The sequence below is a fragment of the Mycoplasmopsis californica genome, from assembly GCF_000695835.1.
GTDB classification, from domain to species: domain Bacteria; phylum Bacillota_I; class Bacilli_A; order Mycoplasmatales; family Metamycoplasmataceae; genus Mycoplasmopsis; species Mycoplasmopsis californica.
Window position 1 is genome coordinate 317777 of record NZ_CP007521.1, and the last position, 23901, is coordinate 341677.

At 28.4% G+C, this 23901-nt stretch carries 3 protein-coding genes; all 3 read left to right on the forward strand.

All coding sequences use genetic code 4. The features are described from left to right. Positions 1-8625, forward strand: coding sequence for a hypothetical protein (locus MCFN_RS01380; protein ID WP_038561484.1), 8625 nt, complete (start codon positions 1-3; stop codon positions 8623-8625). Positions 8626-8652: 27 nt separating this feature from the next. Beyond that, the gene (locus tag MCFN_RS01385; protein WP_038561486.1) at positions 8653-17334 is read left to right on the forward strand and encodes a hypothetical protein; all 8682 of its coding nucleotides are present in this window, start codon (positions 8653-8655) and stop codon (positions 17332-17334) included. A 238-nt stretch (positions 17335-17572) separates the two neighbouring features. Continuing rightward, positions 17573-23845, forward strand: a complete 6273-nt coding sequence (locus tag MCFN_RS01390) for a GA module-containing protein (protein WP_038561488.1) — start codon at positions 17573-17575, stop codon at positions 23843-23845. Positions 23846-23901: the final 56 nt, after the last annotated feature.

The following is a 23901-nucleotide window of genomic DNA, read 5'->3' on the forward strand; positions in this document are numbered from 1 at the left end:
ATGAAGAACAAAGCAAGAAATAAAAAGATTTTAGCTGCTCTTTTAGGAACTGGTATTCCTGCTGCAGCTTTAGCTATCAGTGTTCCTTTTTGATACTCAAATACCGATCGTATCAAATACACAATGAATTCTAACGCTCATAAGCAACTTGAAGAATTAATTAAGCGAAGCGAAGAGTTTTTGAGTACTAATGATGCAACTAAAAGTGGCTATGAGGAAGAATTAAAGCACAATATTAGATTAGCTAAACAAATATTAAGTCAAGAATTAAGTAATTGACACAAGGATATTCGCTCGCTTGTATTAAGTCTCTTACAACACCGTAATAAAATGCAATTGAGTTTAGCGAAAGCTCAAAGTAAAATCAATCACATAAATAACCAATCACAAGCTGGCGAACAAATGTTTGCATCATTTTCACACTTACTGAGCGCGCACGATTTGAAAGCAAAAGTCAATTCAGAACTTAAAGATTATAATAATAAACACAATTTTGAGCAAACATTTGCACAAATGGTCTCTTTAGCGCAAAAGAATGCTAATTTAATTTTGGATTTGGAAACAAAAGCTAATGTATTTGAATTAAATTTACAGACACGCCAAGATAATTTGAACATTCGTCCATATGTTAACATTGCTAACGGAATAGTTGAATGAGTAAGAAATCAAATTCGTCGTGGTATCAGTTCGCGTGATGAAGCAGTTGTTCTAAGTGATTTGTTGGAGCAAAAATTAAATGATTTATTTAAGGTTGAAACTGAGCACAATGATGCAATTATTAAACCTATTTATGCTAAGATTGCTGACGCAAAAGCAAACATTACTTCACAACAATTAGACGAATCAATAAAAGACAAATTGCATTCAGAATTAGATGCTATTGAATTTTTCATTCAGGCTAATAAAGGACTTTTACAAGCAAGTTTAGACCTCGATAAAAATCAAAGTCTTGCAAGTGTAATTGATGAATATTTAAGCGCTTTTTGAACACGTAATGCTCAATATTTTAATAATGTTGAGCAAACAAAAGCTTATTTATCTTCGCAACTTGACCAAGCTAAGAATTTAGCTAAAACAATTCCTACTCAATTTAAAGCTACCCTTGACTTGTTAATTGCTAAAGCTAATAAATATATTAAAGATGCTGATTTTCAAAATATCACTGATTTTAACGCCGCGTTTATGCGTGATTTTAACGCAATCAAGATAGCACATAATCTCCTAGATAAATCGCTGACTAAATTGCAAAATGCTCAATTAGACAAGCAAAACATTCAGCTTTTAACAACAAAAGCACAACAGGTTCCATACAAGGATTTCTTTGAATACATCAAAGCAATTGACAAAATTGTTATTCAAGCAAGTGTCGATGAACAAATAAAACAATTCTACAATGAGCAAAGCATAATTTTAAAATCGCAAGTTAAGGATGCTGATATAAACTCTTCTAAATACGCACCAACATCAAGTGCGGAATTTAATACTTTAGTTCAAAGCTTGCCTAACAAATCTATAGATACCACTTTAACTCCTGATAATATCGCTAATGAATTCGCAATTAATGTTAATACTCTTCGTAAACAACAAAAAATTATTCTAAGCCATTTGATTAATGCAATTGATGCTGAATTTGCTAAGGAATCAATTCAAAAATCCCCTGACTTAGTGGCACAATGACAATATTTACGGCCAATTTTTAACTCTTATGCTAATGAATTTTCGACAGCAACACGCCAAGAATTATCTTCATTAAAACCGTCTAATGAGTTAGGACAAGAAAACGCCATTTATCAAGCGATTAACATTTTAGAAAAAGCAAAAATAGCTGTTTTAGTTAACGCAATTGAATCTGAAGCGCAAAATATTGAAACAATTATCAATAAAACTTACCAAGATAGCGCTAATTCAGAGGCGAAACAAAATTTAATTAATCAAGTACGTTCATTTGCAACCCAAGCAAAACTAATTCAAGCTAACGCAAATTTAAGCGTTGACCAAAAACAAGCGCAATTAGCACAGATTGCTGCTTGACAAACTATTTTCAAAAGCAAAATAGACGTAGCTAAAGAGTTGGCTGATACCGCTGAGGAAGCTCAAAGGGTTTTAAAGGCCTATGAAAATGACGATATAGCCCGCACTTATTTTTCAAAAGAAATGAAGTCAATTATAGATTTAGTTGAACAAGCTCAACAAGCACTAAAAGATCCTGCGAATGAGAGCTTTAATCTAACTAAAATTAACCGTGATCTTAAATTTGCTGTTGATGATTTTGGTAACAAAATTGCACGTGCAGGTGGCGACAGCACTTCTAAAGCGATTAAAAAGCAAATCAAGGACACTTTTATCAACAAACGCCATAATTCACAACCAAGTATTATCGAACAAAAACTAAACCAAGCAATTGACAAATTGGCCGAAGAATCAAAATCTAACCGTGATAACACGAATAAAAACGAGCTCGAAAAACAAGCTGAAAATGAGAAAATCAAAAACAAAATGCGTATTTTGCAATTGAGCTTGCAATCTTTATCAGATTTAGATTCTGAAAGTAAAAACCTTGAAAGTGATTTAGTTAACTCGAAAGCTCATTTAGACAAACTTGAAAAAGACTCTGCACAAAACTCTCAAAATCAGACATTAACTCAGCAAATTGAGGAAATTAAGAAAGTAAATGCAGGCGGTCAATCACAACTAGATGAAGTCAGAAAACTTATTGAATCAGAGTTATTTAATCCAAATATTCACAATAAAGAATTTTTTGACGCTAAAACATTTGACTTAGCAAAAACACGTAAAAACATTGCCATCAGCTCAGCACAGGGCGATTTAGAAAACGAAAGCATTAACTTAGCAAAACATAAAATTAGCAATAGCGATCTTAAAAATCAAGCTCAAGTTGACATCAATCCTTATTCACAATTAAATTCTGATATTGATTTATTAATCAACGAGAAAAAGGTTGTTGATAAATTTGTAGCAGATACTAAAAATGAAATTGCTACTTTAGATTCAGACATTCAAGCTAAAAGCAAAGAGCTTCAACAACTATGAAACCAAAAAGCTGAAATTTCTAATCCAGATGCTCTATCCGCAAATACCAAAGCTATATCGCAACTAGAAGGTGAAATCGCATCCTTAAGATCAGAGTTGAAAACTAAACAAGAACAAGCCAAAAACAGAGCGCAAAACATGGCTGACAAAATCAATGCTCGTCAGCAACTTTTAGCTCGCCTTAAAGAGGCTGCAATCAAATTAAGTGAAATTGATAAAACTAAATACCCAGAATTAGTTGCTACTTTTGAAAAAGATATTAACGCAAATCACTCTTTAATTAGCGATTCAGCAGGTGAAACTAACAATAAATTATTTAATTTAAATCAAGCGATAGATAAAATTGAAATTAGTAAAGCAACTAAAGATAAACTAGACGAGTTGAAACAACTAAAACAAAACCAATTCAAAGATAATAACGACTCATCACAACGTGATATTTTTAAAGATGTAGACAATGAAATTGAGCAAAAAATCAGTAAATATACTGAAATTTTATTCAAACCTGAGACAACCAAAGTTCAACTTGAAAACTTGATGAGTGACATTACACAAGATATCAGTAGTTTTAGAGCACAAAAACAAGCTATTAATAATAGATTAGAAAATTCTGTTAAAGATGTTGAAAAATTAATTAAGGATTATTTAGACAAAGAAAAACAAGAAAATATCAAAGGTGCTGATAATACAGAAGAAACTGAAATTAAAAAACTTGATGCCGAATTTAAAGAATTAATTTCAAAAGCTAAAAATAATAGCGAAACTCAAAGTAAATATGATATTTTAAGCCATGACAAACTAGACGAAGTTAAAAACAGACTTTATTTAGCTTACCAAAAAGATAAATTCTTCACAAACAAACACAAGCTTGATGAAAAAATAAAAAATCTTGAGTCAAAATTAGCATCAAAATCATTACTAAATGGAACTAATGCACAAAATAAAAAAGTAGTTGAACAATTAAAAGATGTTGTCAAAGCTATGGACGATTTTGTTAAAGCTCAAATGGACCCAAACCAAGCTTCAGAGGTTATAAAACAATTAAATAGAATTGTTGCTCTTGAAGATTTAATTGAAGTTCAAAATAAAGTTGCTGACACTGTTGAAAATAGTGATGATAAATACAAACAATTATCTGATGTATTTAAAAATATTAATTTAAGCATAAATGCCAATGGCGCTGAGCACCCATCGGTAATTGAGATCAATTCTGAACGTGACAAACTACAAGATGCACTTGATGAGTTATTAACTTTAGACAAAATAAAAGAGGATGTCACTAAATTTGTTGATTCAGTTAAAACTGAATACGATTCGAAAGTGAAAAATCAAGCGACTGATTTTCAAGCGGGAGCTAATAAAGTTGATGAAGAACTTGATAAATTAAAACAAGAAATTCAAGCAATAACCCAAAGTAATGATGTCTCAAGTGACAAGAAAAAAGTTCGTGAGATTGAGCAAGAAGCAAGAAACATAAAAAATAATATTCAAAACACTGCTGATTTTGCCAAGTTTTTAAAAGACGCTAAAGCTGAAAAGGATAAAAGTGTTGGGGGGGCTTTAAAAACTCAAATTGAAACAGTTAAGAATGAATTAAGCACAAAAATAAATGAAGCATCTACTGATTTTACTAAGTTCGAAGAACAAAATAAGCACACCAAAGAGATTCAAAAAATATTAGATAAATTAAAACATTTTGAAAAATCAAACACTGCATTTTCTGAATTGAAAGCTAAAATTGATACTTTACAATCGCAGGGCTCTAATGGAACTACATCACAGAATCCGAGTGCAAAACTAAACGAGTTTTACGATAAATTAGTCGGTTATACAACATCAATGGCTAGTTCAAACTATGTAAAAGATATACAACTTTTAAATGGCGTTATTGAGCAAACAAAAAGCTTAGTTGATTTGCAAAAAAATACCTTGGATACAGAGACAAAAATTCCTGAATTTAAATTTAATAATATTAAATACGGTTACGATAGCGATATCGAAAACATAAGAAAAACAGTGCTTGAATCAGTTCCGAGCGCAGAATCTGATACATTTAGCGCAACTGATTTAAAAAACAAGATTGATGAATTGAGTGCATCGTTACCAGTAAAGATTCAGAAGGCTAAAGATTTACAACAAGCGAGAAAAAGAGCTTTTGAACAGATTCAACAAGCATTTACTGAGGATCAAGCAAAAGTTACAGAGCCTAAATATGCTGAACTTAAAAAAGATATGGAGACTTGATTCAAGGAAACTCTTGATAAAATCAGCAAAATAACAGATGTAAATCAAATTAATGAAATTGACAAAGCAATGAATGATTTTTCATCAACTAGATCTTTATTGGATTTATATAAACAAATTGCCGACAATGCTGAAGAAGCTAAAGAAAAACAAGAACAAGCTAATAAATTAACTGAAAAATCAGATAGTTTAACTGAAACTATCCAGTCTTTAACTACGCAATTAGAAGCAATTAATAAACCAAACTCACAAACAGTTAAAGATAATTATTACTATAATGAAAAAAGTCCTTTTGTTTTGAGTGCTAAGATAAAAGAATTAAAAACAACCAAAACCAAGATTGATTTATTTACCTTAGAATCACAAAAAGAACAAGAGTTAAAAGAATCGCAACTATCAGAAGATGCAAAAAAATTAGTTCATTCTGCATTAGATAATTTCGTTAATAAAGTAAAACAAGATAGAGTTTTAAATGATTCTAAATTAAAAGAATTACAAAATGAATACCTTAATGATGGAGCATTAGGATTTGAAACATTGTTTGAAAGTTCAAAAGAGTTAAGCGAAGCTATTACAAAAGCAGAAAAATTTGTAGTTCCAGGAGATCAAAAGGATTATGTTGAAAAACAAGAAACTCCAGAAATGCAAAAACTATATAAAGACCTAGAGCATGATATTGCCACTGCTAAAGATTTACTAACAAACTATGATCATTCAAAAGATTATCAAATAGAAACTAAAAGAGATGAAATTGTTGAAAGACTTTTGAACAACTCTTATGGTTTAGTAACTAAATTAAAACTACAAAAATCTAATGAAATAAATAAACTAAAACACGAAATTAATGATGTTAAACAACTAATTAAAGATAATTTTGGTTCTAGTGCAACAGGTTTTGAAAACATAGATTTAAATAGCCCTGATTTTAAAACTATACAATCGCAAACTGATTTAAAGACTCAAAATGATAAATATATAGAAGCAAGCAATAAATTAAAAGAGTTAAAAAAACAAGTTGTTGAACGTAGTAAAAACCAAGTAAAAAATATGGTTAATGTATTAAAACAATATGTAGATTTTCTAAAAGGAAGTACTCAAAATACTAATGGCGGAATTTCTACTGAAGAAGCAACATTATTACGCGGATACTTGTGGCTAGATAAATATATGAGTGAGTATGAAAAACATATTCTAGAGGCTCAAAGTCAGCAAAATAATGAATATGATGAAGCAAAATATGAATCGCAGGCTTTTGAACTTTTAAAACATTTTAAAATATTATATGAAGACTATACCCACTTAAATTCAATTTCTAAAGCTAGTTATTCATCAGTGAAAGAGCAACTAAATGAGTTTAAAAAAGAATTGGAATCTCCAAATAATGACAGCTTATATAAACAAGTTGCAAGTATTCAGAACAAAAATCAATATAAAAGCGCCGAAGAAGTAGATGGTGAACTAAAAACAAAAATTGATACAGCTAAAACAAGTATTAGTGATTTAGGTTCTAATGAAGGTTCTTTTGAAGTAGTAAAAACTAGCGATAATTTAAGAAATGGTGATATTAGCGCAATTAGTCAATATACAGCTCAATTTAACAAGTATAAAGATGGAATAGCTAAGTTATCAAAAGCAATCAAATATACTGATACGCTTATCTATGGAAGTAGCAGTTCTGATGAGAATGGATTAGAAGGACTATACAACAAAGTTCTTGAAAATATGGATTTTTCTAACATGCTAAAACTAATAGCAGGTAGTGAATATCAAAAAAATGACTTAATTTCTAATGAACCATTTAAACCTATAATTACTGCATATAAAGCTCAATTTGATACAATTAAGGAAAGTAATAAAAAATCAGCCGATGAAGTTTTGAAAAAGAAAGAAAACAGCTTTTTATCAAAACTTGAGGCTTTAAAATCAATTTACACGCCTATTAGCAAACTTATAGAATGATTAAACCTTGAAGAAAATAAACAATTATTCTTTAGCAGTCTTGCAGAAAATGATTCTAAGGTAATAAAACACATTAAGCCATTATCAAGTACTCTTTTAGAAACATTTGAAGAAAAAGTTAAGCTATTAGGAAATTCTAGCGGCAATAATGAAATCGAAATAACAAATCAGACAGAACTTTTAAATCTTTTTGAGCACTTTAACATATTGAAAGGTGACAAACAATACTTTAACACAAGTAATGTTAAGGTATATCTAACTAAGGAAACAAGTAATCCTAATTACTCGGACCAAATTTATTTAGCTGATACAACCTATAAAAAAGCTAAAATAAATCTAAGTATTAGATATCAAAAACCAAGTAATGGTAATAACTTCTTCAATTACGTTGAAGGATTTAGAAGAGACTTTAAAGATATATGAGTTAATTTTGAAACGTTGAAATCGTTTAGTATTAAAAAAGATAATATGTTGAATGATAGAATGAGAGAACAAACACCAATTTTTGAATGATCAAAAGCGGGCTGAAATATAAAAAATCCATATACTGAATTATTAAATTTATATGCAAAAAACGCATCATACATGAAAAAACATAATTTAAAATTTATTCGAGAAGATGTCTCGTTCCATGATGAAGAATCGTGGAATAAGGCTATGCAGAATAAATTGGCTAAAACATCAAACATACAAAATAAGATTCCTGAGTTTAATATGAAACTTTATAACGCCATAGATCCACGTGGATCGATAGACGTTGATTGATCTACATCTAGTTCATTTTTAAAATATAAAATTAGATTAGTGAATGATGGCATAGTACAAAACGGTGATGGCAAGCGTTGGAAGATGCCAAAAGTTAATGGAAAATCATTTATGTATTGAACTCAAAACGGAAATGATTTTGAAATTTCAGATGACTCTAAAAAATATGATGTTTATACCCCTTGATTTGTTTTTATCCCACTAGTACATAATGATTCATTTTGTGTCTTGCACATTTCTTATGAAAATAAATGAAGTAATAGCTCTAGCGGATTTAATAGTACTTTTTTCGAAAATATAAATGATTATACAAATGCAAAATTTAAATGACATTTTTATTGATGAGATACCCCGAATTCAAAAGAGATTGCGAGAAAAACGAATGATAGGATGAGTAAAGAGTTTAAAAATATAAGTGATAACAATATTAAAACAGCTATTAAAGCTAATATTTTTGCCGAGGAATTCGCAAAAGCCTGAAGTGATAAAGGTGAACTTGCAAGTGAGAATTATGGTGGTTGATTCCATAGACATAATCGATGAACAAATGATACTCTTTCCGGTTCAAATTTCATTACTTTCGTCGACAAATACGAAAATACGTAAAAATTCATCCAGAGAAGGGAGAAGAAAATGAGTAAAAATAAACAAATTACTCTTGGCGCATTATCAATTTTGGGTTCAATATCGGCAGTGGGTACAACCTTATTTGTATTGAGTCAAAGAGATGAAGAAATTGCAAATAATGCCATAGCTAGATATATCGCTTTTAGTAGTGAATTTAATAAAAATATTCACAACATCTTCTCTTCTCAAAAAGATATTGAAAAATGAAAACAAAAAGATGTTCAAATACGCACAAAACTGCAAGATAAATATTTGACTCCATTACAAAAGTATGTTTTATTACATGAAATTGGGCAAGAACAAGAAGAAATTATATTTAAATGAATAAATGCTCAAATTTTAGAAGCTAAATTTAATCCATATACTATTAAAATTATTCGCAATTTACTAGAAGAACACTCAACTAGAATTCAGGATAAAGATCTTTTACAAAGATTTAAAAATATCAGTCTAACTGATACAAAAAGCTCTTTAAATAAATTAGTTAATGAAAATTTACAAACTCAATTAAAATGAATAAGTGAATATAAAAATGTATTAGATTCAACAATCAATGAGCAATTTAGTTTGATTAAATTACATTTATTGCAAAATAACAATTCATTAGATGACAACGTTGCTTTATTAAAAACTTTATACCCAACTCGTGCATTGCGTTATAAATGAATGCAAAATGTTTATCAGATTGAAAATGATTTATTTAATGAAACATTCAGAATCAATGTTATAGCAAAAAATAAAGCATCAATTGAATATGCTTTAAAAGATGCAAAAACACAAAAAAATAAAGACTTTAACAATAAATATACCCTATATAACCAGGAAATGATTGAAACTGTCAATTTAAATGTTGTTTATATTGGCGAAACAATTGCAAAGGATAGCTTTTTAGGTTATAGTTTAGAAAAAAACGTTAAAGATGAATTAAATAAAATTGTAAGCGCCCTTAAACCTACGAATACCGTTTTGGTGAATAGAGGTATTATTGATAAACTAATTCATACAATCAATAACTCAACAAAGGAAAATAATTTAAGTAAAATTTTAGAATATGAATTAGTTAAAAACTACTTAAATTTATCAAGATATTATCTAGAATCATCAACATCATTGCTTGATTCATCAGCGAATATTAGCGATCTAGAAAATGCACTAAACGATTTTAGAAATGCTAAAAAAATGATTGAAGCAACTCAATTGAGCACAAATGAAATTGTGGCTCAATTTAAAGAATTTGTCTCTGCATACAAAAATAGTTTTACTCACTTTAAAAAGACATTTTTATCGATCCAAGGTGAAAAAGATTACACTAAAATCTTGGCAGGTTCATTTTCCGATACAAAATCAACTCTAATCCAACATGTCGGGTATTACCGTGACTTAATTAATCGATTATATGTTAGTGAGAAAATACTTAGTCAAACATTAAATAATTTAGAAAATCTTTCTTCATCACACAATTCACTCATCACTTCAACAGACTTAGCTAAATTTAGGGCAATGGCTTTTGATATTATTCAAAGTGCTAAAAATCCTAATTCAGCAATTGAAAAAATTAATGAAAATATTAATGCTATTGAAGCCCTAATTGAAACCCGTGAGACATTTTCTAAAATTAATTACGAAATTAACGCTAAAATCATCAACTGAAATAGTGTTAATCCTAATATAAAAGCGAGATATTTAAGCCCTAATGCAATCCAATTATCAACAGACTTACTAAATAAAATTAGTGAGCATACCTTAGATTCAAATTTTGATGCCAATAAAATTATTGAAGAAAAAAATAATGTTCGTGAGCAATTACGGGTTATTCAGAAAATCCAATTATTATATTTAGAAACTAAAACATCTTCTGACTTACAACCATTAGACAAATTTATCAATCTAAGTTATAATCAGTTAGACTCAAAAAACAGAGAATATATTGAAAAATACTCGTTAGATACAAAAAAACTGACAAACTTGCTAAATGAAATTAATGTCCAAACACATAAAATAACTAGTGTCAAATTTAATCCAATAACTTCGGATCAAATTCAAGCACAAATTGATAAATACATTTTTGCAGTTAACGCCCTGGAAAGAGCTTTAGTTCACAACAAAAACTTAATCGGTCTAATTAAAGCAAAAGAATATGCTCAAAAAGCATTTAATAGAACGCAAAATAGTGAACATCAATACACATTAGCCCAAAAATCATATTTAAATAATTTACAAAAATTAATAGAGCAGCACTCAAACTTCAACACTGACATAAATTTAACTTTTGACACATTTTTGCACAAAAATACTGATTCAATCAGTAAAAAGCTTAATGATTTAGCTTCAATTTTCAAATATGAGGACTTTGATAAGTTAGATAAAAAGTCTAAGCATATTCTTGACAATAATGTTTTAATAACTCAAAAAGCAGAAATTGCTAATGATGCTATTGAAGAGCTTAAAAAAGCCCGTCAAGACATTATTGCTTCACATGATGACCCTGACAGCTTTAAAGTTGAGTTTGCTAAAATTGATAAATTAGAAAAAGACTTAATTGAAGCATTAGAAAAAAATAATCCTTCTTCTTCAGAAATAGATAGCTTAGGTTCAGAAGCTCAAAATTTACTCAACAAAATAATTAAAATGAGAAAAGATGGCTCGTTACTTTTGAAATTAACGCGAGCAAAACAAAAAATTGACCAATTGTGACCATCAAAACAATCTGCCTCAGAAAAAAATAGTGAAGAAGAAAGAAATATTAGAGCTTTATGAGAAAAGTTATACAAACAAGCTCAAAACCCTCAACTAACTAAAGAAGATAAATTAAAATTACACGCAAAAGCCAACGCATTAGTTGATCTTTTAGATAAAGTTAAAGAATTAGAAACTAAATTTAATTCATATAAACAAAAAGAAGCTGAATATGGCAAAAGTAACGATGGCGGACCACATACACCACAAGCAATTGCTAATGCTCAGGGCTTAAAAGATGAGGTTCAATCAGTTTTAAGTTCGATCAGTCTTAATGACATACCACCAAAACGTTCAAAAATTGATGAATTAATTAAGAAGGTTGGTCAAGCAGATTCTAATTTGGAATTAGCATATGGTAAAGACAAAATTGAAGCAGTGATTAAAAAGTTAGAAAAATTAAGAATTAGCGAAAATTCAGCCAATGATCACTCAATTAATAAATTTAACGATTCAATTGAAAAGCTAATTCAGTACGGTCGAGAAAAAACTAACACTGATTCAGTATTAGATGCCAATGTTGCTCAGCAAGTTATGTCTAAAGAACTTGAATTAATTGAAGCCATTGCGCAAGCACTTAAAGTTAAAAAAGAAATATTAGCTGATACATCGATTTCATCACAAGAAAGTAAGTTAGATGCCGATGTTATAGCTAGGGTAATAGAACAAAACTTGCCAAGCGTAAGCACTGGAACAACAGATACTCCCGAAACTATTGAAAATAAACTTAAAAAGGTGCAAAATGCAGTATTAGTTACTGAGAAAAAACATATCTTGCGCAAAAGCATAATTAATAGTTTAGGCAAAATTTTATCTGAAGAAGAAAAAGAATGAAAATTATATTCTGATTTAAAAACTAAAATTAACGATACTGAGCGTGAGTTTAGGAATATTCTAGATTCGGATGTAAATTCTTACTCGCCAGCAGAAATTGAAGCAAAACAAGCTGAATTAGATACCAAAATTAATGAACTTTTAGCCCAAAAAGGCCAAATTAACAATCGATATAATGAAGCTAAAAACAACGCAGAAGAGAAACGTGATGAATTAGCAAAAAGAGTTGCTACTGATAAAAAACTTGATCCAAATGCTAAATATAACAATTATGAGAAAGCCTTAACCGAGTTTGAAAACGATTTAGCAGATCGTAAAAATTCAACCCCCGAATCATTAAAAAACAAAATTGCTAATCTAACTTCAGGATACTATAAAGATATAGCTGTAAATGCATATGAAAAATACAAAAAATTTACTGAATCTAGCATTTCCCCAATCCTAGGAGATAGTGGCGATAAGATTAAAAAACTTGTTAGCGATTTTAAATCGAATGCTGAAAATGTTTTAAGAGGCAACTTTAACGATCAACAAGCCAATAACTTCACTGAGTTAGTACAATCATTTGCTCGTTACAATGAGACACAAAAAGATATTGCTGATTTTATTAAAGAGCTTGAAAGCGATATTGCAAAAGGTATTAATACTGACGAAAAAAATAAGGCTATTCCGCAGCTTAAATTGTTATTAGAGTCGCAATATCAACCAACTAAACCATACACAATAGCTAATATTGCCGAAAAACAAGCTGAAATATATGCTAAATGAAAACAAATTCATGAACAATATGCATTACGCTCAGAAAATAAAGCTAAAGCTAATAAACTTTGAGAATACTTTGATAACTTTAGAAAAGTTCCTGAAAATACAATTAATACAAATACAAAACGTCAGCAAGCTGACAAATTATTATCAGAGATAGTGCCAAATAACGGAGTTTTAAATGACACAGTCGACCAAGAGGTTAGTGATTTAACTAAGGTTGCTTTTGACAAGGTTTTAGATTCAAATGTTAAAGCATCTAACTTGGGTGAAATTAAAAAAATTAGCACCCATCTTGATAATGTGGATGAGTTAAAAGATTATGTTAACGCACTTGCGTTACAACTTGGTAATGCAGTTAGAGAAATAGAAAAAACACAGGTATCTGCTAGCCCGCTTATTGATTCATATATTTTTAAATACTTAAATGATTTAGTAAGTTCATCGAGAAATCAATATAGCAATTTAGCGAATTTAGATAAAACTAAAGAGCAATTAAAATCAGAATTAGCCCAAAAAATTAAAGATCTTGGCACTTCAAAAGAATTAATTAGTAAAGTTAAACAGTTAGATAAATTAGCTAACGATGTTAAAGGCATAAGCAGTAGCACTAACTACAATTCACTAAACGGATTTTCGGGTGAATTTAATAAAGAAATTGTGAGCGATTGAGTAGATAAGCTACTTGTTGATGCATTTTATGATTCAAAAAACCAAAATGCCGACACTTATAAACAAAAAGTTAGTGAAGCTACTGAAAAAGTAAACAAAGCTAAATTATATTTAGAAAAGCAAAAAGAAGTGGCTAATAAAATTTTAGAATGGCAAAAAGAGCGTAAAAATGACTTGAATAAGTTTAATTCAACCAAAAAAGACGAAGATAAAATGATTCAAGCCATGTGAGACACGCTAAAACAGGTTAGTGAAATTTCCCCACAAAATATTGATCAAATTGATGGCAAAATTCAATCATTAAGTCAAGAGTTAGATAAAAATGAAAAAATAAGAGCTGAACGAATTAAAACTTATGAAGCGTTACAAAGAGTTAAATCTAATTCTAAATATAGTGAGTTAAGTCAATTTCCATCGCTATTATCGCTAGTTGAAGCAAAATTAAAGAGCTTGGAAAAACAAATTGAAAAAGCAGATGATAATCCTACCCTACAAAAAATTCAGCAAGAGGCAAATAATATCGCTACTTCATTGCAACTTAAACTTAAATTAGCTGCAAAAATAAAAGAGTTATATGATTTTAGTAATAAAACAACACCTTTAAATGAAGATGTTGAAAATTACGAAAAAGCAATGATTTCAGAGCTTGAAAAAGCATCTAAATTACTGGAAAATGGACTTAGCGAAAATAATACAAACAATTTAACTGATGAAATTGACAAAACCATTTTAGATCTAGATAAGCATAAAGCCAAAATCGATGCATTCCAAGAATGAGCAAAAATAGATAATGAAATTAAAAATGATGAAATCATTTCGCTAGAAAACAGAAAAATATTAAATGCTAAGTCGGAAGAATTTAAAAAGGAACTTGAAAAAATATCAAGTAGTCATAACGCAGACAAAACTAAGTATGATGAAATTAATCAAAAATATAATAATTCTCAAGCACACACAGCCGATTCGATTCCATTCCTATTAGATATTGCTCGTAAGTTGACTTTAAAAATTAATGAAGCTAAAGCTGTTTTAGAAACAAATAAAAAAGTTGATGGTGAAGATGTATCTTCTTCTGAAGTTGACAAAGCTTATGAAACTCTTAAACAACTTATCGATTCTCCTAAATCTCAAATTAATGGCGATATTAGTGAAAAAGAAAAATACGTCAAGGATTTAGAAAATGCGATTGATGATATTGTTAGAAAAAAACTTTTATCAACAACTGAATTAAGAGATCAAGCTCAAGGTATTGAAGCATATATTCAAACTAGCGATGACTTTAAAAACAATAAAAATATTTTAGGTCAAGATTTTGTTAAAAAATCAATCGATAATTTAACAGATATTCCGATTAAACCATCTGGTAAACCGGTAGAAGAAATCAACAATGCAAATAAATTAATTTCTGAAGCAATTAAATCAAATTGGATAGCTATTAAAACTCTTTATGATAATCAGCAATCTCTGCTAAATGAGTTAAATTCAAAGCTAGATAGTACGCAAGATTCTATAAAAGTGGACGATATATGAACAAACGGTACTAAATCAAGTTATGAATCTATAAATCCTATTAAACAAGAAGTAAATAAGTTTTTAACAACAAAAACTATTCTTGATGACAAATTAAAAACATATGCCGAATTTAGTGATCAAGAACAGAGTTTTGTAAATGATTATTTAAAAGATTCTGCTTCAATATTGCAAAAAGGAAAAGAAGCTTTAACTAAATTAAAAACTGAAATAAATAGTGATTTGGATGAAGTTTTGAATAATTCAACAGGTAAAGCACACCAATTTATTGATTCGATTGAAAATAGCTTAAAACAAAGAGTTAACGACCAAGGTGCAGATGATATATTTAATTTATTACCAGGTTCTAAAATTATTTTCAACCAAATTAAAGATGAATATGATAAATTAAAAAATAGTTTTAATGTATCATATGCCTCTGAATTACAATTTATTCAAGAAAAACTATCAAATACAAAACAATTAATTCAAAATATTGACAGCTTTTACACCACGTTGAAAGAGGAAATTAACTCTTTAATTGAAAAACGTGCAAAAACAGATGAAATAATGAATTATATTTTTAAACCAGAAAAAGTAGAACAATTACGTATTGAAATAGACAAAATATACAATGCTAAAAAAGATGCTTTACAGGAACAAAATAATCAAATTAATAAATCTGGTTTTAGCGATTTTATACAAGATACATTCATAAATTCATCAATAAGCAATATATTTAGCAAAATTCTTGAATTTAGAAACGGAATGAATGATCCGAAAATAACTCAAATATTTCAAAAGTTGCTACAAGACAACAACAGAAACAATCATGAAGTTAAACCTAATATTTTGCTAAGAGAATTTAAAGCAGAATTAGAAGACATTGCATCTAAGTTAAAAGCTTCTGACCAAATGGAAATTAGTGGTAATAATAGATTCTTGTTAATGTTTAATAAATTTGGGCATACAGTTTTAGATGCTAATTCACCTTTTAATCACCTTTATCTAAAAACTTATTTAATAAAAGATAAGAACAATAGCAACGGGTGATATACAGACAGAAGACAAGACGAAGAAGAAAAAAATATACAACTAAAAGTACGTTATGAATATAAACCTAATAATTTAAATATATTTAGTGATTATAAAGGTTTTGTTCATGAAGAACCATTTGAAATATCATTTAAAAATGCAAATAAATTAGGTTTAGAACCTAAGTCAAGTGGAATATTTTATAACAACAATAACCAATATGGATATGCTATTAAGCAAAAAATAGGAAATGCTGACGATCTAGGTTGACAAGGCAGTGATAAAAATACAATAATAAATAAATTAATTACTAAGTTTAAAAAAGCATTAGGCATTAATGGAAATGGTGCAGTAGTTATAAACCACTCTGAAAATAAAGTCTATGATGTTCAGAAAAATGGCGGAAGTGAAAAATTAGTTGAAAAGACTGTTCAAGACAATAAGAATTTCAATGTTAAATTTATTTTCCCTGAATTTCACCAATATCAACAAGCGACATTTATTAACTCAGATAACAGTAAACAATTAGTTCGTCTTTCGGTCGAGAATAATAAAATTGTGGCAAAAGTCATTGTTCCATCAAATTTAATTGTAGGTTTTTTAAACAAAGATAAAAATTTAAATTCAGTTGTGTTTGATGGTAAAGTCACAGATGATACAAAAGCTATGCCATCTGCATTAGTAAATACAATTAAATTCTCATTTGACTATGATACTAGTACAAAAGACATTTATATGTATATTAATCATTATGATAGTTATCATGTGGTTAAGCATATGCAGTTATTTGAGAATGGCTATACACCTATAAAAACATATGAAAACAACAGAGCGTATGCATACGTTTGATCGCATAATGATTTTGCAAGATGACTAGCTGTTCATACAGATATTTGAGACCCTAACGGGAAAAACGCTCGTCAAGTTTCGGAAGTGAAATTTAAAAAACAAGAAAGTAATGAATCTTATGGACAAGAAATAGACAACAAAATTATTGTCAAAAACCCAAGAACAGCAGGTAAATATATTTTTACAGATTACGATAAGGACCACCCACAACATCATTTAGTTGGTGTTAACATATTACCAGTTTATAGTTCTGGAATTGATTCATTTGAGTTTATAGATTTAAAGAAATAATTATTATATAACCCGGCATTCAGGCCGGGTTTTTTATTTTAGATGACAGCATGAGTAAATGTATTTTGGGCTTAAAATTAATATTAATATTAAGATTAGTGCCCTTAAACAGGTTTTAGGTATTAAAACTAAATTTAGCTAATAACATACAAAATTTGTGGAATTTTTCCTCAATTTACGTAGTTTTTTTTTTTTTTTTTTCGAAAGGCTTAAAATTTTCTCATAAATTAGTAATAAAATGAATGATAAAGTTGAGGATGATATGAAAAAATCTGTCAAACGAGGTTTATTTAATTCTTTAGTTATTGCAGCCGGTGCCGCTTCTGCTGGCACCACTGCAATAACAATTAGCCATACAAGTGGGCTTAGTGCGAGTGAAATTGATAAAATTATTGGAATTATCAATGAACAAAGCCAAAAAACCCAGCAATTTATTCAAAAACTTGACAAACATTACAATTCAGTAGATAGTCTAGAAAGTGTTATTAATGAAACGCAAGAACAATTATCAGACATTAAAGCAAAATATCAAGAATTAAATAAAGATCAATATAAACAATACAACAAAATTAGACAAGCTCTTAAAGAATTAAAAGATAATATTTCTAGTTTTGAAAATAAAATTGTTCAATCAAGAGAAAGATTAAAAGAAAATAAATCTAATTTAGACAAGATTGTGAATAAAGCTAAAAATACTTCACAAAGAGCAATTAAAAAGTTAAATAATACATCTGAAATCAATACTCCAGGTTTAAAAATAGCTAACAAGGAGCTTTTATTGGCGCTAAAAGAACTGGAGGAAGCCCGTAAAAAAGCGACAGATTCCAGAGAACATGTCGACAACTTGATTAAGATTGCGTCAAAAGTTGATATAGCTGAGAAAAAAGTGGCTAATTTAGTTAAAGAATTAGAAAGTTTATCTGTTGACCAATTAAAACAAAGATGATTGCAAGAAATGCAAAAACATATTATTGAATTGAATGACGGGATAGCTAAAAGTGCAAAACTAGGATCTGACGTTGAAGAAATTACAAAATTTATTGAGAATTTAGCGCAAAAAGCAGTTGTTGCCCAAGACACAAGCTCGTTTATCGATTCTAATCCGGAAGAGTTAAACACTGAAATTAGTAACAAAAACACTGAATTAAAACAAGTAATTGAAATTACTAAACAAACACTTTCTGACTTAAGCTCAAAACTAAACCAAATTAAAGACGAGATTAAGCAAAAAATAAATTCAGTTGAAAAAGAACAAAACGAATCTCAATCAATTATTAAAGTTTCCAAAGATTTTCAAACTCTAGAAAAAGAACTTAACAATTCAAAACTGCGCTTAAGCGGACCTATTAAAGAAGTAAAAAATCAAGCAAATCTAACAAAATATCAAGAAGCTATTGAGAAAATAAGCGTTGTAGAAAAACGAGAACACCAAATTGCTGAAAATATACTGAATAAATTAAAATCTATTTTACATTCTGAATTAGATAATGCTAATTTAGATATAGAAAATAAACAAAAATTAAATTCCTTGATTTCAGAATCTAATTCAGTTGACCAACTTAAAAATGCTCAAAATCAAATTAAATTAGCAAAACTAAAAAACGAGCTAATAAATCAAGTTAAAGTAATGGATTTAATTTCTAAGGAGCATAAAATTGCAATTACGAATGAAATTAAGAGTGCTAATACTCAGGATTCAATTCAAAATATCAGTTCAAGCATCAATAATTTACAACAACAAAAACAAATAATTCATGAAAAAATAAAAGGTTTATCGAACTTATCTGATAAACAAATTTTGGTATTTTATGACAAAATTGTGGCTACCCAAGATCTAAACGCCTTAAATGAGATTTATGAACAAGCAATTAATTTTGAGAAAACTAAACAAAAAAGCAAGCAAGAAATAAGCGAATTAAAGAATTTAAGTCAAAGTGACAAAAATAATATTTATGTATTATTGCAAAATGGAACTAGCGACCGTGAAATTGAGTTAATTCTACAAAATGCTAAAGACTTGGATAATGCTAAAAGAAAAGCTCTATCTGATTTAACCACGTTTTCAGATTTAAATACAAAAGAAAACCAAGATTTTGCTAGTGAAATTGCAAGTGCTAAAACTAAGGAACTTGTTGATGAGTTGCTAAAAAAAGCAAGTCAATTAAATGAAATTAAGAAAAATGCTAAATCCGAAATTCAAAATCATAGCAATTTATCGCAAAATTCAAAAGACAACTTTAAAAAAGTGATTTTAGAATCATTAACTACAGAAGAAATTGAAAAAATTAAAAATCAAGCAGCAAAATTAAATCAAGACAAACAAGACATTATTGATAAAATCCAGGCATCAAATAACTTTAGCTCAGAAGTTAAGAATGAGTTTGCTAATTTAATCAAAAACAGTGATTCTATTGAAAAAGCAAGTCAAATTTACAACGCAGTAATTGCTGTTGAGAACAGTAAAAAAGATGTTGGCAAACTAATTGAACAAGCTAATATAAATGATAAAGATAGCCTAAAAAATCAACTACAAAATAGAAAAACGCAAGAAGATGTAGATATCCTTAGAAAAAAAGTAGAGCTTGAAATCAAAAAAGTTGAAACTATTGCAAAAATTAATGAAATTTCTAAATTATCACCACAAAAACAACAAGAATTAATAGATAAAATTCAAAAAGCAACCTCTCCGGCCACTATTGAAGTAATTATTTCTGAGGCGAAAGGAGAAACGTTTAAAGTCGACGTAGCAAAAGCTAAGGAAGAAATCGAAAAGCTTAACTGAATCGCTGAAAGTGAAAAAAATAAGATATCAAAAGAACTAGATTCATTGACTGAAAGTCAGAAAACTCAGATTAAAGAAAAGCTTGATGCTTTAAAAAATAAAAATAAACAAAAAGAAGATTTATATAATAACAATATCGCATCATCAATTGAATTTAACCAAGAATATAAAAATAAAATTAAGAAAAATATAATTGAATCATCGCTACAAAATGACTGAGATAAAATTAAAGATGAATTTAAAGCTTTAGAAAAAGTTAAAACTGATATTAAAGATAAAATTCAAAATGAATTCAATTATTTAGGCACAAAAGATAAGCAAGATTTTATTGCTTCATTAAAAGAAAAAGATGATAATCAAGGCTCACAAAAGATATTGCAGGACGCTAATAATTTAAATGACTTTAAAAAGAATTTAATTGATAAAATTACTGAACTTACACACGTTAATACTGAAAAACAAGCAATAATAGATAAGATTAAAAATGAGCAAACTAGATCTCAAGCAACCAAATTTTATGAAGATTTATTGTTAAAATCACAAAAAGAAGAAGCTAAATTAAAAATAGAGCAAATGGACTCATTAAAAAATCACAAACAGAACTTTAAAGACCAAATTGACAGAAGCGTTAATAAGACGCTAGTTGATTCAGTTCTTGAAGCTGCTAAAATGAAAAATGAGCTAAATAAAGCTGTTGATGAAGCAAAATATAATATCAATAAACTTGACTTAATTTCTGATGAGCATAAAAATGAGTTAAAAAATCAATTAGATGCTAAAAATAATATTGAGGAAGTTAAAAAACTAGTTAATGAAGCAACAGATTTAAATGGATATAAAAAAGAAAAAGAGTTTACTAAGTTGAATTTAACCAAACTAAGAGTCAATAGTGGTATTGAAGCTGAATTTGGCAAGAAATTAAAAGACGCTAAGACTAAGTCAAGTGTTGATACAATCGTTCGTGAGTACCAAGAATGAAATCAAAAAATTACACAAGCACACAATAAAGTTGACACTTTTGCCAAATTAGATCCATCATTAAAAACTGGATTTAAAGACGAAATTTCAAAAGCAAATAAAAATGAAATTGAAGGAATTTTGACTCGGGCAGAACGCCTAAATAACACAAACATTAATAATATAGCCGCTCTAAATAGTTTTAAATTGCTTAATAATGCTTATAAGAAAAAAATTGAGACTGAAATTACGCGGCAAGAGGATGAAACCAAGTCTAATTCTAAGCTTGATGAAGCTAGAAGACTGTCAAAAACTAAAGAAAATACCAATAACGAAATAAAAAGTAATAGTTTTTTAACTAACCAACAAAAAAATAATTTTGAAAGTCAATTAATTGCAGTTGATGATGAAAAAGGCGTTCAAAAAGTTAAAGCTCAAGCTCAAAAAGACCAAAAGAAAAAATCTGATAGTATTAATAAAATATCTAGACTTGATTATCTATCCGCTGCCGAGAAGGAAAATGCCAAAAAACAAGTTGTTAATGCAAATTTAGATAACCAAATAGATAATAGCGTTAAAAATGCTGAGAGTTTAAATGGACAAAAGAAACAGATTGCTAATCAAATTGATAGTTTAACTTTATTGCCACAAGTTCTAAAGACGCGTGCGAAAAACAACATTAAAAACGCAAATGGAATACCTGCTGCTCAAAAAATTCTTGACAATCATAAAGCATTCAACACTAAAAAACAAAATGCTAAAAAATCTATTGATAGCTTTAATCATTTAGAAACAACACAAAAAAATAAATATAAAGACAGAATAGATAAACTTGAAAAACAAAACCAAGTTGATGGTATTGTGAATGAAGCAAGAAAAGAAAATGATTTAGTTAAGTCTAAAAAAGAGTCGGCAACTATTAATGAATTCACTTATTTGAGTGAAAAAGAAAAAACACAATTTAAACAATTGATTGAAAAACAAAAAAATGTACCTAATGTTAAGAAAGAATTTGAAAAAGCTAAAAAATTAAATAACGATAAGAAAATGTGAGCTGATAAGATTAATGGATTAGGTCTTATTTCGCAAGGTCAAAAATCGAGTGCGATTGAACAAATTAAAAAACAAGATGGTGCAGAAAAAGCCAAAGCAAAATTCAATGAATTGAATGGCTTAAACGATAAAAAGAAACCAATTGAAAAAACTATTCAATCATCAAATAAAATTACTCAAAAAGGTAAGCAAGATTTAAAAGATGAGTTGCTAGACAAAACTACCGAGCAAGAATTAAACAGCATAAACGAAGGAATCCAAAGTTGAAATAGTGAAACTGATAAAAATGCTGGCTTAATTGATACGGCACAAAAAGTTAAAGCAGAGGTTCAAAAGCTAGCTAAAATTGACAATAATTCAGTACAATCTGTGTTAAATTCATTGAATTCGTTAATTTCTACAAACACAAAAAATAATAATGATTCCTTATCTCAATTAAAAAGTAAAAATAATAATTTAGAATCAGAAATAAGCAAAAAATATAATGAGTTAAATAAAGCGATGCAAAATTTTTCTAATAATTTTAGAAGTAAAATATTCAACTCACAAAATCTTCATAAAAAAGATGCTTTATTGAAGTTAAAACAAGAATTTGATTCAAGTATTCAAACCTATAAAAATATTAATACACAACTAAAAACACGTTTTGGCGATAGTAAAATTAATCAATCTGAATTTAATAAAGTGATTAAAGAGTTAGAAGAAGTATCAAAATTATTAAATGAACAAATTGATTTAACGAAAAAATATGATGAACTAAAAAACACAATTGATTCTGGATTGCTGAGCGAAAGTCATAAAGCAATGTATCGTTTAAGAATTGAATCTAATTTAGGTCAAGATACTGCAAGTATTGGCGAATTTGAAAAACTTAAAGAAGAAATAGAAACAAAAATAAAAGAAAATCAGGAACAAAAAACCCATTTTGATAAAAAAATTGAAATGATTAAAAAATCAGCAAGTGCGTTAATAGTTAATCTTCCAAATAATAATGGTATTAAAAGTTCAAACCAGTCTATGAGCGTTAATTACAAGAATATTGCAGACAATTATAAAAATGCATTTAATGACATTCTTAAAGAAAATAATGTAAAAAAAGCAAATTCTGAATTAGATAAAATTTATGAAATGATTTCAATGTATGAAAAAGGATATACTGATTTGAATAAGTATATTAGCCAAAGAGGTCAAGACGAAGCAACAAAAAATCAAGCTTGAACTAAATTTGATACATTATCATCTAACCTTAGAGTTGAAATGACTAAAATTATAACCAATGGTTCTAATCCACTTGATAATGAATTTAGGCCATTAGATAGTTATAACAATGTAATTAATCAAAAATCATATTTTGATGCTTCGGTTAAAGAAGCGAAAGAAATAATTTTTAGAAAAGAAGTTGATCTAATTCAAAAAGAATGAATCAAGGATACAAGTTATCATCAAACTAGTTACAAAATACAATACGTTGTAATTAAAGAAAAAAACGGCAAAAAAGAAATCCATGTAACTAAAAACCCGCTTTCAAATCGATTTAAAAATATGAATATTAAATTTGTTCATCATAAATCGCCAGGTGAAACAATTCAATTACAAACCGATTGAACTAAAAAATACTTCATTACAGCGGATATTATAATAAGTAGTGGCGATGGTGATGGACTTGAATACAAAATTGAGGACGTAAATGTAAAACAAATAAACACAGTTAGAAATTAATAAAATAAATCCTGAGATATACCTTAGATATTAAAATAACGAACACCTTTATTTTG